The 14955-nt window shown below is 71.7% G+C and carries 14 protein-coding genes; 2 read left to right on the top strand and 12 right to left on the bottom strand.

Features of this window, described 5'->3' with window-relative positions:
• The first annotated feature begins 46 nt into the window (after window positions 1-46).
• Window positions 47-832, top strand: coding sequence for an SDR family oxidoreductase (locus OG395_RS49065; protein ID WP_327248697.1), 786 nt, complete (start codon window positions 47-49; stop codon window positions 830-832).
• Between the two features lie 191 nt (window positions 833-1023).
• On the opposite strand, the gene hsaA is transcribed toward OG395_RS49065, so the two are convergent.
• The 4 genes from hsaA to OG395_RS49045 form a co-directional block, all read right to left on the bottom strand.
• Window positions 1024-2190: a 3-hydroxy-9,10-secoandrosta-1,3,5(10)-triene-9,17-dione monooxygenase oxygenase subunit gene (gene hsaA, locus OG395_RS49060; protein WP_327248696.1), complete on the bottom strand. Its 1167-nt coding sequence runs from the start codon at window positions 2188-2190 to the stop codon at window positions 1024-1026.
• A 27-nt stretch (window positions 2191-2217) separates the two neighbouring features.
• Window positions 2218-3795, bottom strand: coding sequence for a FadD3 family acyl-CoA ligase (locus tag OG395_RS49055; protein WP_327248695.1), 1578 nt, complete (start codon window positions 3793-3795; stop codon window positions 2218-2220).
• Entirely contained in the window at window positions 3792-4583 is a 792-nt protein-coding gene (locus OG395_RS49050) for an SDR family NAD(P)-dependent oxidoreductase (protein WP_327248694.1), read from the bottom strand. Before OG395_RS49050 ends, OG395_RS49055 begins: the two co-directional genes overlap by 4 nt.
• 162 nt (window positions 4584-4745) lie before the next feature.
• Window positions 4746-6323, bottom strand: coding sequence for an FAD-dependent oxidoreductase (locus OG395_RS49045; protein WP_327248693.1), 1578 nt, complete (start codon window positions 6321-6323; stop codon window positions 4746-4748).
• Between the two features lie 291 nt (window positions 6324-6614).
• On the opposite strand from OG395_RS49045, the gene OG395_RS49040 reads away from it, so the two are divergent.
• Window positions 6615-7241: a TetR family transcriptional regulator gene (locus tag OG395_RS49040; protein WP_327248692.1), complete on the top strand. Its 627-nt coding sequence runs from the start codon at window positions 6615-6617 to the stop codon at window positions 7239-7241.
• Window positions 7242-7341: 100 nt separating this feature from the next.
• On the opposite strand, the gene OG395_RS49035 is transcribed toward OG395_RS49040, so the two are convergent.
• From OG395_RS49035 to OG395_RS49000, 8 genes are all read right to left on the bottom strand, one after another.
• Complete coding sequence (locus OG395_RS49035; protein WP_327248691.1) at window positions 7342-8277, bottom strand: 3-oxoacyl-ACP reductase; 936 nt, start codon at window positions 8275-8277, stop codon at window positions 7342-7344.
• A gap of 105 nt (window positions 8278-8382) precedes the next feature.
• Window positions 8383-9168 (bottom strand): 2-keto-4-pentenoate hydratase, encoded by a 786-nt coding sequence (locus OG395_RS49030; protein ID WP_327248690.1) that lies wholly within the window; start codon window positions 9166-9168, stop codon window positions 8383-8385.
• Window positions 9161-10009 (bottom strand): MaoC/PaaZ C-terminal domain-containing protein, encoded by an 849-nt coding sequence (locus tag OG395_RS49025; protein WP_327248689.1) that lies wholly within the window; start codon window positions 10007-10009, stop codon window positions 9161-9163. Before OG395_RS49025 ends, OG395_RS49030 begins: the two co-directional genes overlap by 8 nt.
• Complete coding sequence (locus tag OG395_RS49020; RefSeq protein WP_327248688.1) at window positions 10006-11187, bottom strand: lipid-transfer protein; 1182 nt, start codon at window positions 11185-11187, stop codon at window positions 10006-10008. The genes OG395_RS49025 and OG395_RS49020 overlap by 4 nt, the downstream gene beginning before the upstream one ends.
• Window positions 11184-11600, bottom strand: a complete 417-nt coding sequence (locus OG395_RS49015) for a MaoC family dehydratase (RefSeq protein ID WP_327249703.1) — start codon at window positions 11598-11600, stop codon at window positions 11184-11186. Before OG395_RS49015 ends, OG395_RS49020 begins: the two co-directional genes overlap by 4 nt.
• 53 nt (window positions 11601-11653) lie before the next feature.
• Window positions 11654-12763 (bottom strand): acyl-CoA dehydrogenase family protein, encoded by a 1110-nt coding sequence (locus OG395_RS49010; protein ID WP_327248687.1) that lies wholly within the window; start codon window positions 12761-12763, stop codon window positions 11654-11656.
• A complete protein-coding gene (locus tag OG395_RS49005) occupies window positions 12763-13761 on the bottom strand; it encodes a bifunctional MaoC family dehydratase N-terminal/OB-fold nucleic acid binding domain-containing protein (RefSeq protein ID WP_327248686.1) in 999 nt (332 codons plus the stop codon). Before OG395_RS49005 ends, OG395_RS49010 begins: the two co-directional genes overlap by 1 nt.
• A complete protein-coding gene (locus OG395_RS49000) occupies window positions 13758-14924 on the bottom strand; it encodes an acyl-CoA dehydrogenase family protein (protein WP_327248685.1) in 1167 nt (388 codons plus the stop codon). The genes OG395_RS49005 and OG395_RS49000 overlap by 4 nt, the downstream gene beginning before the upstream one ends.
• Between the last annotated feature and the right edge of the window lie 31 nt (window positions 14925-14955).

Genomic DNA, 14955 nt, shown 5'->3' with positions numbered 1-14955 from the left:
CACGGATTCCAGTAAGACCGACCGGAGCCTGAAAGAAGGCGGGACCATGGACAGCAACAACCCGATTGACTTCACCGGACGGGTCGTGGTGGTCACCGGGGGCACCAAGGGCATCGGTGCGGCGATCGCCGAGGCGTTCCTCGGCGCGGGCGCGGATGTGGTCGTCTGCGGCCGCAACGAGCCGGGGTCGCTGCCCGGTTCGAACGGGCGGCACGCCGTGTTCCTCCCGGCCGATGTCCGCGACCCCGCGGCGGCGGCGCGGCTCGTCGACGGCGCCGTGGACCGCTTCGGCCGGCTCGATGTCCTCGTGAACAACGCCGGCGGCTCACCCGACGCCGAAGCGGCCACGGTCTCGCCGCGGTTCGTCGAGAAGATCGTCGCCCTCAATCTGCTGGCCCCGTTCTACGTGGCCCAGGCCGCCAACCGGGTCATGCAGACCCAGAGCGGTGGTGGCTCGGTCATCAACATCGGCAGTGTCTCCGCCCACGACCCGCAGCCCGGCACGGCCGCCTACTCCGCCGCCAAGGCCGGTCTGCTCACCCTGACCAGGGCATTGGCCCTGGAGTGGGCGCCGAAAGTGCGGGTCAACCACATCACCACCGGCCTGATCCGCACGGAGAGCGCCGCGGCCGTCTACGGCGAGGACGGCGGGGCCGCGGTGGCGCGGGTCGTCCCGATGGAGCGGATGGCCGTCCCGCAAGATGTCGCGGGCGCCTGTCTCTACCTCGCCGGTGGCCTCGCCTCCTACGTCAACGGCGCGGACCTGGCGGTGCACGGCGGCGGCGAGTTCCCTTCCCGCTATCTCGCCGTGAAGTCCGGCGAGACGGGGTGAGGGTGAGGGTGAGGCCGGGCGGACGGGCCGGTTGAGGTCTGTGTTCGGGCCCCTCAGGGGCCCGAACGGGAACGGCCGCGCGGGTGCCGCGCGGCCGTTTCCCTTTTCCGTCTCGCCGTGACCGGACATTCCGTCTCGCCGTGACGCGACGAGGCGCCACCGCCGGAGTCCGGCAGCGGCGCCTCGTCGTCTCAGACCAGGTTGTCCTCGACGGTGAGCCCGAAAGCGCCGCGGCCGTACATCGCCAGCGCCCGTTCGACGTCGTTGGCCACGTGCACACTGCCTGCGTGGGCGTCCCGCCAGGCGCGTTCAATGGGGTTGCCCCGGCGCAGCGAGTTGCCGCCCGCCGTCTTGAACAGCAGGTCCATCGCGGCGACGGCCCGCTCGGTGCCCCGCACCTGGTCCCGGCGCGTGCGCAGGCGCAGTTCCACGGGGATCTCCCGCCCCTCCGCCGCCAGTGCCGACAGCTCGCGCAGGTTGCGGTCCATCTGCAGCAGCGTCGCGTCGAGGTCGGAGGCCGCCCGCGCGATCGCGACCTGGGCGAAGGGGTCCTCGACGAACCTGCCGCCGCCCAGGCTGAGCCGGACCCGCTCCTTCATCAAGGAGATGTACGAGTCGTAGCCGCCGGCCACCGCGCCGATGACCGGAGCGGTGATCGCACTGGTGAAGACTGCCGCGAACGGCAGCCGGTACAGCGGCCCGGGGTTGACCTTCTGGCCGGGCCCCTTCAGCTGCGCCTGCTCATAGTTGCGGATCACGCGGTGAGCCGGGACGAACACCGGCTCCACGACGATGTCGTTGCTGGCGGTGCCCCGCAGCCCCACCACGTCCCAGACGTCCTCGATCCGGTAGTCGCAGCGGGGTACCAGCACCGTCATGAAGTCGACGGGACGGCCCTGCGCCCCGACGACCAGGGCCCCCAGCAGCGCCCATCCGGCGTGCCCGCAGCCGGAGGAGAAACTCCACCGGCCGGAGAGCCGGTAGCCGCCGTCGACCGGGGTCAGCCGGCCCACGGGCGCGTAGGCCGACGAGACCAGGGTGTCCTGGTCCTCGCCCCACACCTCGTCCTGCGCCTGCCGGTCGAACAGTGCCAGCTGCCAGGGGTGCACGCCCAGCACCGAGGCCACCCAGCCGGTCGAGCAGCAGACGGCGGAGATCGCCCGGACCACTTCGTAGAAGTCCACCGGGTCGCCCTCCAGCCCGCCGTACCGCCGGGGCTGGAGCATCCGGAAGACGCCGGCGTCGACGAGTTCGCGGATCGTCTTCTCAGGAACCTGCCGCGATTCGTCGGTGGTCTGCGCCCGCTCCGCGATCGCGGGGAGCAGGGCGCGTACCGACTCCAGAACCTCGTTGCCCATCGTGCAGTCCTCCATGTCCGTGCGTCGTCATGTGCTCTGGAGCCCGGCCTTGTGGACCTTGCCGGAGGCGTTGCGCGGGAACTCCTGGAGCACGACGACCTCGCGTGGGACCTTGAAGTTCGCCAGCCTGTCGCGGCAGAAGCCGATCAGCTCGGCGGCTGCGGCGTCCGCGCCCGGCCGCAGGGTCACATAGGCCCGTCCGACCTCGCCCAGCCGGTCGTCCGGGACGCCGACGACCGCGGCCTCGGCGACGGCGTCGTGCCGGCTGAGCACCTGCTCGATCTCCGCCGGGTAGACGTTGAAGCCTCCGACGGTGAACATGTCCTTCGACCGGCCGGTGATGGTCAGGTTGCCGCGCTCGTCGACGCGTCCCACGTCACCGGTGGCCAGCCAGCCGTCCGGGTCGACCGTCTCGGCGCTCGCCCGTGGGTCGTCGAGGTAGCCGAGCATGACGTTGTAACCGCGCACCAGGACCTCGCCGTCCTGCCCCACGGGCACGGTCCGGCCTTCGCCGTCGACGACGGCCAGTTCCACGCCGTCGATCGGCCGGCCGGCGGTCAGGGCCACGGTCTCGTCGTCGTCCGCGACAGCACACGCGGTCACGGTGCCGCAGCACTCGGTCAGGCCGTACGCGGTGAGTACGACGGGAAACAGTTCGGCCCTCATCCGCTGCACCAGGGCGATCGGTACCACGGCGGAGCCCGTCACGGCCAGGCGCAGGGAGCTCAGGTCGTACCGGGTCCGATCCGGCGCGTCCAGGATCGAGGTGTAGATCGTGGGCGGGCCCGGCAGGACGGTGACACGCTCCGCCTCGATGGCGGTCATCGCCTTCGTCACGTCGAACACGGCTTGCAGGACCATCGTCGCGCCCTGCAGCAGACAGGCCAGGACCCCTGCCTTGTAGCCGAAGCAGTGGAACAGCGGGTTGATGATCAGGTAGCGGTCGTCGCCGGTGACTCCGGTCCGGCCGCACCAGGCCCGGTAGGTCGAGAGATTCTGCTGATGGCTCGTCAGCACGCCCTTGGGTCTGCCGGTCGTCCCGGAGGTGAACAGCAGATCCGACACGTCGTCGGGCCGTACGGACGCCCACCGGGCGACCGCCTCGTCCTCCGGGACCCGGCTGCCGAGCTCCACGAAGGCCACCCACGGCCGCGCGGCGGAATCCGCCGGACCGCCCAGCGTGACCACGTCGACGAGATCGGGCAGCCCCGGGACCGGGGTCTCCCCCGTGGCGTCCGTGCCGAGCATGGCCAGGTAGTCGTTGCCCAGGAAGCCGTTCTCGACCAGCAGGAGCCGCGCCCGGCTCTTTTCGAGCACCCGGCGCGCCTCGTCGCCCTTGTACCGCGTGTTGACGGGTACCAGGATCGCGCCGGTACCGGCGACGGCGAGGGCGGCCACCACCCAGCGGTGGCTGTTGGGCGCCCACAGGGCGATCCGGTCGCCGCGCCGGACGCCGAGCGCCAGCAACGACCTCGTGGCCGCCAGGGCCTCGTGGCGCAGCTGCGCGTAGGTCAGCCGCACCTCGTCGTCCACGACCGCTTCCGTCCGCGGACGGGTGGTCGCGGCGAGGTCGAGCGCGCCGGGAATCGTCAGCGGGCCCCTCATGAGCTCGGGAGCAGGCGCCGGGACGCCTCGTGGGCGCCGCGTACGAGTCCGGCGCGGGGGAAGCCGCTGCGCTTCTCGGCCGCCGCCTGGTTGCCGCCGGCGACCCACACGGGTCCGTCGGCGAGATGGGCCAGGCCCTCCTCCGCGACGTCGTCGGGTTCGGCCACCCGCAGTCCGGGCAGGTCCATGCGCAGGCCGGCCCGCTCCATCGCGGGGGTGCGGGTCACGCCGAGGACCAGTTCGAGGACGTGCACGCCGTACGGCTCCAGCTCCAGCCAGAGCCCCTCGGCGAAGACCCGGCTGAACGCCTTCGCGGCGGAGTAGATGCTGATCTGCGCCTGGCCGAGGTAGCCGGAGAGCGAGCCGACGAGCATGATGCCGCCCCGGCCTCGCTCCTTCATGCTCGCGCCGAAGTGGTGCGAGAGGGCGAGCTGGGCGGTGATGTTGAGGTCGATCACGCCCTGGACCCGGTCGAGGTCGCTGCTCACGAACTCGTGGCCGTAGCTGTTGGCGCCCGCGTTGAAGATCAGCAGTCCGACCTCGACGTCATCGGTCGCCTTGCGGATCGATGCCAGTGCGCCGGGGTCGAGGAGGTCGAGTTCGAGGGTGCGCACCTCGACGCCCTTGGCGCGGACCTCGTCTGCGGTCCGGCGCAGCGGTCCCGACTTGCGTGCGACGAGGACCAGGTTGATTCCGGCGTCGGCGAGCCGGTGCGCGAAGGAGGCCCCCACGCCCTCGGATCCGCCGGCGACGACCGCCCACGGCCCGTACACGCTCTTGTCGATCATCGGCTTCCTTCCTGCCCCGGCGCGACGGCCGTCCTTCGGAACGCGGTGTGCCGGGGACGATAGGCCGGGCGGCCGGGGGTGCGGCTACGGGATCCCACTGGTCGGGATCCTCGTCGGGTGGGGGCGGCTCGCGGCAGGCATCCGGCCGGTTCCGCGGTCCGGTCAGTTCGTCTGCTGCCGGGCGATGTCCGTGGCCGCCAGGTAGGCGAAGACCATCGCCGAGCCGATGGGCACACCCGGGCCCGGGTAGACCAGTCCGCTCACGGACGCCATGGTGTTGCCCGCCGCGTACAGGCCCGGGATGACGTCGCCGCCGGGTGTCGTCACGCGGGCCTGGTCGTCAGTGGTCAGGCCGCCCTTGGTGCCGAGGTCGCCGAGTACGACGGGAACGGCGTGGAACGGCCCCTTCTCCAGCGGCACAAGATTGGGGTTCGCGCCCTCACCCGTCGCGAAGAAGCGGTCGTAGGGGTCTTCCCCGCGGTGGAAGTCCTCGTCCACGCCGGCCGCCGCGAAGCTGTTGAACCGCTCGACCGTTGCCGTGAGTTCCGCGGCCGGGACGCCGATCTGCTCCGCGAGGCCGACCAGGGTGTCGGCCTTCTTCCACACGCCGCTGTCGAGGTACGGCCGGGCGTCGCCGGGGTTCGCGCTGACGATACCGGGCGGCAGGCCTTCGGTCGTGCCGTCATAGATCCAGTAGCAGGGTAGGGGGTTGCCGGCGGCCTCCTGGGCGAGCAGGGCGCGGCCCATCCGGTCATAGGGAAGGGACTCGTTGGCGAACCGGCGTCCTTGGGCGTTGACGAAGATGCCGCCCCTGGCGCCGAGGGTGAAGGACGCGGTGGATTCGTCCAGCGCCACGCTGGGGCACCACCAGCATTCGCCCAGCAGGTCGGTGCCCGCGCCGGCCGAGAGACCTGCCCGAAGCGCGTCCCCGGTGTTGGCTCCCGTCGGCCCCATGGTCCACCGGGCATCCCGGGGGGCCTGGTACGTCCGGCGCAACTCGTCGCTGCCCTCGAAGCCGCCGGCGGCCAGGATGACGCCCTGGCGGGCCCGGATACGCAGCGGGCGGCCGTCCCGCAGAGCCTGGACGCCGACGACGCGGCCGTTCTCCTGGATCAGCCCGTCCAGGGCGGTGCTGTGGCTCAGCCGCACCCGGGACGTCTCCCGCAGGGCCAGCAGGAAACGCCCGATCAGGGCCTGTCCGCCGCCCAGTCGGGCCCGGGGCAGATCCGCGCCCAGGCGGTCGGCCGCCCAGGAGGGGCGCAGGAGGTCCAGCAGGTCTCCGAGTTCCGCGGCGTCGATCTCCTCCGGCACGATCGAGCGTCCCCGGTCGAACCTTCCCGGAGCGTCGTAGTAGTCCGGGAACGCCGCGTAGCGGAAGCGCAGGTGACGGCTCTCCTCCAGGAACGCGACCAGGTCCCCACTGTGGTTGACGTAGGACTCCTGCAGTGACGCCCTGGTGCGCTCGCCGACCGTGGCGCGCAGGTAGCCGAGAGCCTGCTGTGCGCTGTCGTCGAGTCCGGACCGCTGCTGCGCCTGGTTGCCCGCCAGCCACAGGGAGGCGCCTGAGTAGGCGGTGGTGCCGCCGAAGAGCGGCGTCTTCTCGATGAGCATCGTGTCCAGTCCGTGGGCTGCGGCCGTGTAGGCGCCGGTACAGCCGCCGCCTCCCGAACCGACCACGAGGACGTCGCACTCGGCGTCCCATCCTTCGGCTGGGGACGGACTGCTTGCGGCAATGGACATGCGGTTTCCTCCTGGCCGGTCGTCATGTGCCGGTCAGCGTAAGAAGAAGTGCCGTCATCGCGGGTACGCGCAGTCCCGTTCACCGGGAGGAGATGGGCCCGGTCGGACGCCTGAACGGACCGGCTCCCATGCGGGCAGGCAGTCGCGTACGGAAACGGGCCGGGTCCCGCTGCCGAAGCCGCCATCGGGTGTGGGCCCGGTCGCGCTGAGCGGGACTACCCCGCGCCCTTTCCCACCCCTTGCCGCGTATCCTCGGACGTCGTTCCTGTATGCGACCGTTCAGGGGGAGAAGTGCCGAGAATCGCCGAGGCCAGGGCAGGTGCCGAGCCCAGCTCTCCCGGGCAGCGGGCGCGTCAGCTGCGCATCCTCCGCGCGGCCGCGGAGCTCGCGGCCGAGCAGGATCTGGACCGGGTGCAGATGCATGAGGTGGCCAAGGCCGCCGGAGTGGCGATCGGCACGCTCTACCGCTACTTCCCGTCGAAGACCCACCTGTTCACGGCAGTCATGGCCGAGCAGATCGAAGGCTTCGGCGCACGGCTGCCCGAGCGCGGCGCCGACACCTCTCCGGTGGACGCCGTCTTCGAGACGCTGGCCAGCGCCACGCACAACCTGCTGCGCCATCCGACGCTCGCCACCGCGATGATCCAGTCGGCGAACTCCGCGAGCGCCGCGACCGTCACCGATGTGACGCGCGTCGACACCGGCTTCCGCGACCTCATGCTGAAGGCGTGGGGGGTGGAGCATCCCGCGGAGCAGCACCTCACCCGCGTCCGGCTGCTGACGCTGCTCTGGTACGGCGTCCTGCAGTCGCGGCTCAACGAGCGGATCTCCGCGGCCGACGCGGAGTCCGACCTGCGCATGGCGTGCGAGCTGCTGCTCGCGCCCGGCCCCACGCCCCTGGAGACGCGCTCCGGTTGATCGCACCGGTCCGTGCGGAGCGCGCCGGTGCGGGGGCAGCGCGAAGCGGGGGCCGTCTCCTTCCCGGAGACGGCCCCCGCTTCGTGAGCCCCGCGAGGCGTCAGTTCGCGGCTGCCACGTTCTCGACCCCGGTGGTGTCGAGCTCGGCGACGCTGAAGGCCGCGTAGTTGTGGTACGGGTTGCGCCCGCTGAAGTAGGGCGTCAGCTGGGAGTCGAGCTCCTCCGGGGTGAAGGCCCCGTCGCCCGCGGTGAACTTCCGTTCCACGGTGGGGGCCGCCATCAGGGCCACCATGTCGCCGTAGACGACGAACACCTGCCCGTTGATCTCTGCCGCGGCGGGCGAGGCCAGGTAGCTCACGAACGTCCCGACCCGCTCGGGGGCGAGGATGTCCAGTCCGTCGTCGGCATTCGCTCCGGCGCCGAAGACGCCCGCCGTCATTCCGGTGCGGGCACGCGGGCAGATCGCGTTGGCGCGCACGCCGTATCGGGACAGCCCTTGGGCGGTGGCCAGGGTCAGCGCGGTGATGCCGGCCTTCGCCGCGGAGTAGTTCGGCTGGCCCGGGGCCCCGAAGAGGAAGGCTTCGGAGGAGGTGTTGACCACCCGCCCGTAGACGGGGCCGCCGGCCGCCTTGGCGGCCGCCCGCCAGTGCGCCGCCGCCGCGCGCGAGACGGCCGCGTGCCCCTTGAGGTGGACGCGGATGACGTCGTCCCAGTCGGACTCGGTGAGGTTGAAGAGCATCTTGTCGCGCAGCACACCCGCGTTGTTGACGAGGATGTCCAGGCTGCCGAAGCTCTCCACCGCGGCCCGCACCAGACGGTCGCCCATGGACCATTCGCCGACATCGCCGGTCACCGCGACGGCCTCGCGGCCCAGAACCTTGATCTCCGCGACGACCTCCTCGGCGGCCGGCCCCACGTCGTTCACCACCACGTTGGCGCCCTGGGCCGCGAGCGCCAGCGCCTCGCTCCTGCCCAGGCCGGCGCCGGCGCCGGTGACGACGGCGGTACGCCCCGCCAGGCTGTTCGTCGAGCTCATGCTGCCTCATTCCTCTCGTGCGACCTGCATTCCGAGAGCCCGAAACTAGTATGAATTCTAGTTCTGCCCGGCGGGGTGTCCCGCTGAGTGGTGCGGGCCCCGTCGCTAGGCGAAGCGGACCGACACCGAGTCCAGTCCGGCAAACTCGGCCCGGAAGTCGTCCCCGGGCCGCACGTCGACCGCCCGGGTGCACGAGCCGGGCAGAACGATGTGACCGGCCTCCAGCCGGACGCCGAACGACGCCACCTTGCGGGCCAGCCAGGCGACGGCCTCGGTCGGATCTCCGAGCACCGCGCTGGTGTTGCCGCGCGCGATCTCCTCGCCGCCCCGGTACAGCACGGCGCCGATGTCGGTGAGGTCCAGGTCGCGCGGGGCGACCCGGGCGGCCCCCAGGATCACCCCCGCCGAGGAGGCGTTGTCGGCGATGGTGTCCGCGAGCCCGATCTTCCAGTCCTGGATCCGGCTGTCGATGAGTTCGATGCTCGCGACGACGTACTCCGTCGCGGCGAGGACGTCCTCGCCCGTGCACCCCTCACCGGGGAGGCTCTCGCCGAGTACGTAGCCGATCTCGACCTCGATCCGGGGGAAGCAGTAGCGGCCGGTGTCCACGGGGGTCTCTTCCGACAGCACCATGTCCGAGAGCAGATGGCCGTAGTCCGGCTCGTCGACCCCCATCATCTGCTGCATGACCTTCGAGGAGAGCCCCACCTTGTGGCCGCTCACGGTGACCCCGGTCACCAACTGCCTGCGGATGTTCGCCAGTTGGATCTCATAGGCGTCGACCACGTCGATGCCGGGGAACGTCTCGGTCAGCGGGGCCACGGGTACCCGGTCCCGCTGCGCTGCCCACAACAGGTCTGCGGCTTCGGCGCGCTGCGAGGGCTCAAGCATCGTGGTCTTCCTCCTGGATCGGGGGTCCGCCGGTCGGGCGGGTGGAACGGAAACGGATACGGCCACCGGAGATCGCCGTACGTTCGTGTGCCGATGTCTCGAACCGCAGGCCGGCGTCGCCGTCCTGCCATCCGTGGACGTCGAGCCGCTCGCCCGGGAACACCGGCGCGGCGAACCGGGCTTCGAGCTCCACCACGTCGGCCGGGTGGGCTCCCAGCGTCTCGGCCATGGGAAGGGTGACCGCGGCGAGCGTGCACAGACCGTGCAGGAACGGCCGGGGCATGCCCGCGGCTCGGGCCGCCTCGGGGTCGATGTGCATGTGGTGCCGGTCGCCGAGCAGCCGGTAGAGCGCGGCCTGGTCGGGGTGCGTGGCCACGGCCAGCCGCTGGTCGGCGGGTTTCTCCGGCCGTTTCGGGGCGCTGGGACCCCGGTCGCCGCCGAAGCCGCCGCAGCCGGGGGCGAACAGCGACCACGTCGCCACGAAGCACTCGCTCGCCACCTCGACGTCGAAGACGGCGGCGGAATCCTTGTCCCACACCTCGGCGACCCGGGCCGTCATCGCCACCTCGCCGCTCCTCGCCAGCGGCGCCAGCACCTTCAGCCGCTGGGCTCCGTGGACGGCGGTCCTGATGTCGAAGGCGCCCAGCGCGCCGAGGGCGTCGGGAGCCCACTGCGCCAGCGTCAGCGCGAACGTGGGCAACACCCGCAGCCGTTCCTCGAACACGAGGTCGAGGTCGCTCGCCCGCGCTCCGACCGCGAGCGCGTACAGGATCGCGTCGCGTTCGGTGTAGGAGACGGTACGGGTGCCGAGGTCGCAGCCGTGCCACGGGGATTTGGTCATCGGTCGGCTCCCAGGACGAGTCCGCTGGTAGGTACCCCGGTCCCCGCGGTGACGAGGACGTTGCCGACACCGTCGGGCTGGTTCACGGACGTGCCGCGGACCAGCCGGACGCCCTCCGCGATGCCGTTCATGCCGTGCAGGTAGGCCTCGCCGAGCTGACCGCCGTGGGTGTTCACCGGTAGCCGGCCGCCGATCTCCAGGTTCCCCTCCGCGATGAAGTCCTTGGCCTCGCCCGTGCCGCAGAAGCCGAGCTCCTCCAGTTGCGGCAGCACCAGCGGGGTGAAGTGGTCGTACAGGACCGCGGCGTCGATGTCCTCGGGCCCGAGGCCGCTCTGCGCGTACAACTGCCGCCCGACCAGGCCCATTTCCGGGATGCTGCTGATCGTCGGCCGGTAGTAGCTGGTCATCATGTGCTGGTCGGCTCCCAGTCCCTGGGCCGCGGCGCGGATCATCGCGGGCGGGTGGGGCAGGTCACGGGCCCGCTCCACCGACACGACCACCAGGGCCTGGCCGCCGTCGGTCTCCTGGCAGCAGTCCAGCAGGCGCAGCGGTTCGGCGATCCAGCGCGAGTTCTGGTGGTCCTCCAGGGTGATGGGCCGCCCGTGGAACCAGGCGGCGGGATTGTTCGCCGCGTGCTTGCGGTCGACGACGGCGACACGGCCGAAGTCCTCGCTGGTGGCACCGTATTCGTGCATGTACCGGCGGGCGAACATCGCGACCCACTGGGCGGGTGTGCTCAGTCCGAACGGGGTCATCCAGGCGTACGCGGCGCGGTCGGCGGTGGTGTCCATCGGCCGGTCGGCCTGGCCGAGTCCGTACCGTTCGCCGGAGCGCTCGTTGAAGGCGCGGTAGCAGACGACCACCTCCGCGGCGCCCGTGGCGACGGCCATGGCCGCCTGCTGCACGGTCCCGCAGCCGGCGCCGCCGCCGTAGCCGATGCGGGAGAAGAACGTCAGCTCCCCCATACCGGTGTTGCGGGCCAGGTGGATCTCGGAGTTGGTCTCGGCGGTGAAGGTGACCAGGCCGTCGACGTCGGACGGCTTGAGCCCGGCGTCGGCGAGGGCGGCGAGCACGGCCTCGCAGGCCAGTTGGAGTTCGCTGCGCCCGGAGGACTTGGAGAACTCGGTGGCCCCGATACCCACCACGGCGGCGGCACCGGTCAGGGCGCTGACGGTCATCGGGTCCCCGCCCCCTTCGGCAGTTGCACGGTCACCGTGCCGGAGACATGGGTGCCCAGGCCGTTGGTGCCGCGCACCGAGATCTCCAGCCCGCGGTCCTCGTCGGTCCTGGCCATGACTGTGCCGGTGAGCACCATCGTGTCGCCGGGGTAGTTGGGCGCGCCGAGCCGGATCCGGATCGCCTTGACGACCGCGGCCGGGCCGGCCCATCCCGTGATGTACCGGTCGACCAGCCCGTTGGTGGTCAGGATGTTCATGAAGATGTCCTTCGAGCCGCGCTGCCGCGCCAGTTCGGGGTCGTGGTGCACGTCCTGGTAATCGCGGCTCGCCAGGGCGGTGGCGACGATGAGCGTGCGGGTCAGCGGGATCGACAGCTCGGGGAGCGTGTCGCCGACGGCCACCTCTTCGTACATCCGCGTGGCCGACGTCGTCCGCGCGGCCGGTGGTGTGCTTCTGACCGGTGCCGTCATGAGGCCACCGCCTCGCGGGCCAGGAGCGCGCCGAGCCGGGAGAGGTCGGCGCCCGCCCCGCCCAGGGTGGTCGAGATCTGTTTGCCCCACAGGAAGTGGCGGTGCACCGGATAGTCGGTGTCCACGCCGATGCCGCCGTGCACGTGCTGGACGCGGTGGACGACGTTCAGCCCGCCTTCGGTGGCCCACCACTTGGCGACCAGCGCCGCCCGGGTCGCGCCTTCGCCGTCGTCGAGCGCGGTCACCGCCTGCCACAGCGTCACCCGCATCGCCTCGATGTCGATCCAGCAGTCGGCGAGCTGGTGCTGCACGGCCTGGAAGGTGGCCAGCGGACGGCCGAACTGCCGGCGCTCGCCCAGATAGCCCGCTGCGTGCCGCAGCGCGCCCTCGGCAACCCCGAGCTGTACGGCGGCCAGCGCGACGGCGGCGCGTTCGACGGTCCACTCCACGGTTCCGGTGCCCGGGGCGCCGACCGCCTCGGCGAGGGCACCGTCGAGCGTGAGCTGCCCGGCAAGGTCGTGGCTGGTGGTCTCGGCGTGCTCCCAGGTGACCCCGGCGGCGTCCGCGGCGACGAGGAAGAGACCGGTGCCTGCTTCGGTTCTGGCGGTGACGAGTACCTGCCCGGCGCCCGCGGGCGAGGGCACCACGGCCTTGGTGCCGCTGAGCCGCCAGTCGTCCCCGTCGGCCGTGGCGGTCGTCAGCGGTGCGAGCGGATCGGCCGGGCCGAATTCCTCCAGCGCGAGGGTCGGCCGGGCCGTGCCGTCGGCCACGGCCGGCAGGAGCGCACCGCGCTGCCGCTCGGAGCCGTGCGCGTCGACCGCGAGGGCGGCGACGACGGCCGGCCAGATCGGGACAGGTGCCACGCACCGCCCCTGTTCCTCCAGCAGGACGCACAGCGCGGCTGTCCCGAGTCCGGCTCCGCCGGCCTCCTCGGGCAGGGCGGTGCCGAGCAGCCCGGCAGCGGCCAGGTCGGCCCAGAGCTTGCCGTCGACACGGGTCCCGGACGTCTCGATCTCGCGCAGCCGCTCGGGGGTGGTCCGGTCGGTGAAGATCTCACGCGCCAGGTCCCGGACTGCTTCGAGCTCTTCTCCCAGCGAGAAATCCACTAGTGGTCCTCCGTCGCGACAGGCCGGAACACCGGCAGTGAAAGGTCGGGGTCGGCGTCCAGCCAGTCGAGGACGACGGGCATGTCGATGGCCACGTCCTCGGGTGCGATGCCGGCCAGGTTGGTGATGAGCCGGGTGCCCTCCGCCAGTTCGACGACCGCGACGACCATCGGGAACGCGAAGGCCGGATGCCGCGGGTGGTGGTTCACCGTGAAGCTGTAGACGTGGCCGCGCCCCGATGCCTCGACGGTGCCCCAGTCCAGGGAGTTGCACTGCGGGCAGCAGGGCCCCGGCGGATGGCGCAGGGTCGCGCAGGAGGAACAGCGCTGGATCAGCAGGCGGTGCCCCTTGGCCGCCTCGAACCAGAAGGCGTTGTCCCGGTTGACGGCGGGCCGTGGCCGCGGCGCCGCCGGCTCCCGCTGCGGCGCCGCGGCCGCCTCCTGTTCCTGCTTCTGCTTCTGCTCCGGCTCCGGCTGCGACTCCGCCGGACGGAACCGCAGGGTGCGCCAGCGCTGGGTGGCGACCGGCTGCCCGTCCTGGTCCCGGTAGGTCTTCACGGTGGTGACGAACCGTCCGACGCCGAGCCCGGTCCGCTTCTCCGGTGAGATCGACTCGACCACCTCCTGCACGCCGACGTGGTCCCCCGGCGCCAGTTCGCGCAGGAACTCCAGCTCGGAGTCGGTCGCCACCACGGAGGTGTAACCGCCCGCGTCCAGCAGCTCGACCAGCTCGTCGAACCCGCTGTGCGCACCCGGCAGGGCCATCGTGGCGGCGTAGCCCCGCATCGTCCACGCCTGGACCATCGATGCCGGGGCCACCACACCGGCGCGTCCCGTGGCGCGGGCCGCCTCGTCGTCGACGTACACCGGGTTGTCGTCCCCCATCGCCTCCGCCCAGTGCCGGATCATCGGCCGGTTGACGGGGTCCTGGCCCGGGGCGAGCGGCTTCAGTTCACGGCCGACGAAGGCCCGCAGCTGCTCCTCGTACTCCTCGTTCACGCGCCACGCCCCTTGCGGGGAAGGCCCAGGCCCTGGGTGGCGACCATGTCGCGGAGGACTTCGTTGACGCCGCCGCCGAAGGTGTTCACGATGCCCTGGCGCGAGAGCTGCTCCACCTGTCCGGCCAGTACCGCGCCTGGCGACTCGGGCCGGATGCGTCCCGCCGCTCCCAGGATCTGGGTCAGGCTCCGCTGTACCTCGATGTGGGTCTCGGTGCCGTACGTCTTGGCCGCACCGGCCTCGGCCCCGGTCAGGGTGCCCTGGGCGACCGCGCCGGTCATCTTCCAGTTCATCAGCCGCATCGCCTCCAGCCGGGCGTGGGTGCGTGCGAACTCCTGGCGGACCCACGGCAGTTCGACGGTGCCGTTGGCCTTGGCCCACTCCAGGACCCGCTCCCACAGCTGGATCATCCGGCCCCCCAGCGCCGCCAGGCCGATGCGCTCGTGGTTGAGCTGCGCCGTGATCAGCCGCCAGCCGCCGTTCACCTCGCCCACCACCTCGGTGGCCGGCACCCGGACACCGCTGTAGTAGGTGGCGGTGACGACCATGCCGCCCACGGTCCGGATGGGGCTCCAGGAGAATCCCTCGGCGTCGGTCGGGACGACCAGGATCGAGATGCCCTGGTGCTTGGGGGCGTCGGGGTCGGTCCGGACGGCCAGCCAGATGTGGTCGGCGGTGTTGGCGCCACTGGTGAAGATCTTGCTGCCGTCGACGACGAAGCCGTCGCCGTCACGGACGGCCCGCGTCGTCAGCGACGCCAGGTCCGTGCCGGCCTCGGGCTCCGTGTAGCCGATCGCGAAGACGATGTCGCCGGAGAGGATGCCCGGAAGGAAGCGTTCCTTGTGCTCTTGCGACCCGTACGCCATGAGCGTGGGGCCGACCGTGTTCACGGTGACGAACGGGAACGGGAGACCGGCCCGCTGGACCTCGTCGAAGAACACGTACTGTTCCTCGATCGAGCGGCCCTGGCCCCCGTACTCCTTCGGCCAGCCGATGCCGAGCCAGCCGTCGGAGCCGAGCCGTTTGACCACCTCGCGGAAGCGGTCCCCGCCGACGCCCTCCTCGCCGACCCGACGGCGCTCCTCCTCGGGCATCAGGCCCGAGAAGTACCTGCGCAACTCCTTGCGCAGCTCGCGCTGTGCGGCACTCTCGCGCAGTTGCATGTGGTTCTCCTGTCGTTGTCGCCGACGGACG

Origin of the sequence: Streptomyces sp. NBC_01320, from assembly GCF_035974375.1 — a bacterium.
GTDB classification, from domain to species: Bacteria; Actinomycetota; Actinomycetes; order Streptomycetales; family Streptomycetaceae; genus Streptomyces; species Streptomyces yanii.
The sequence above is the reverse complement of the archived record's forward strand: the minus strand, read 5'-3'. Positions and strand labels throughout refer to the sequence as shown.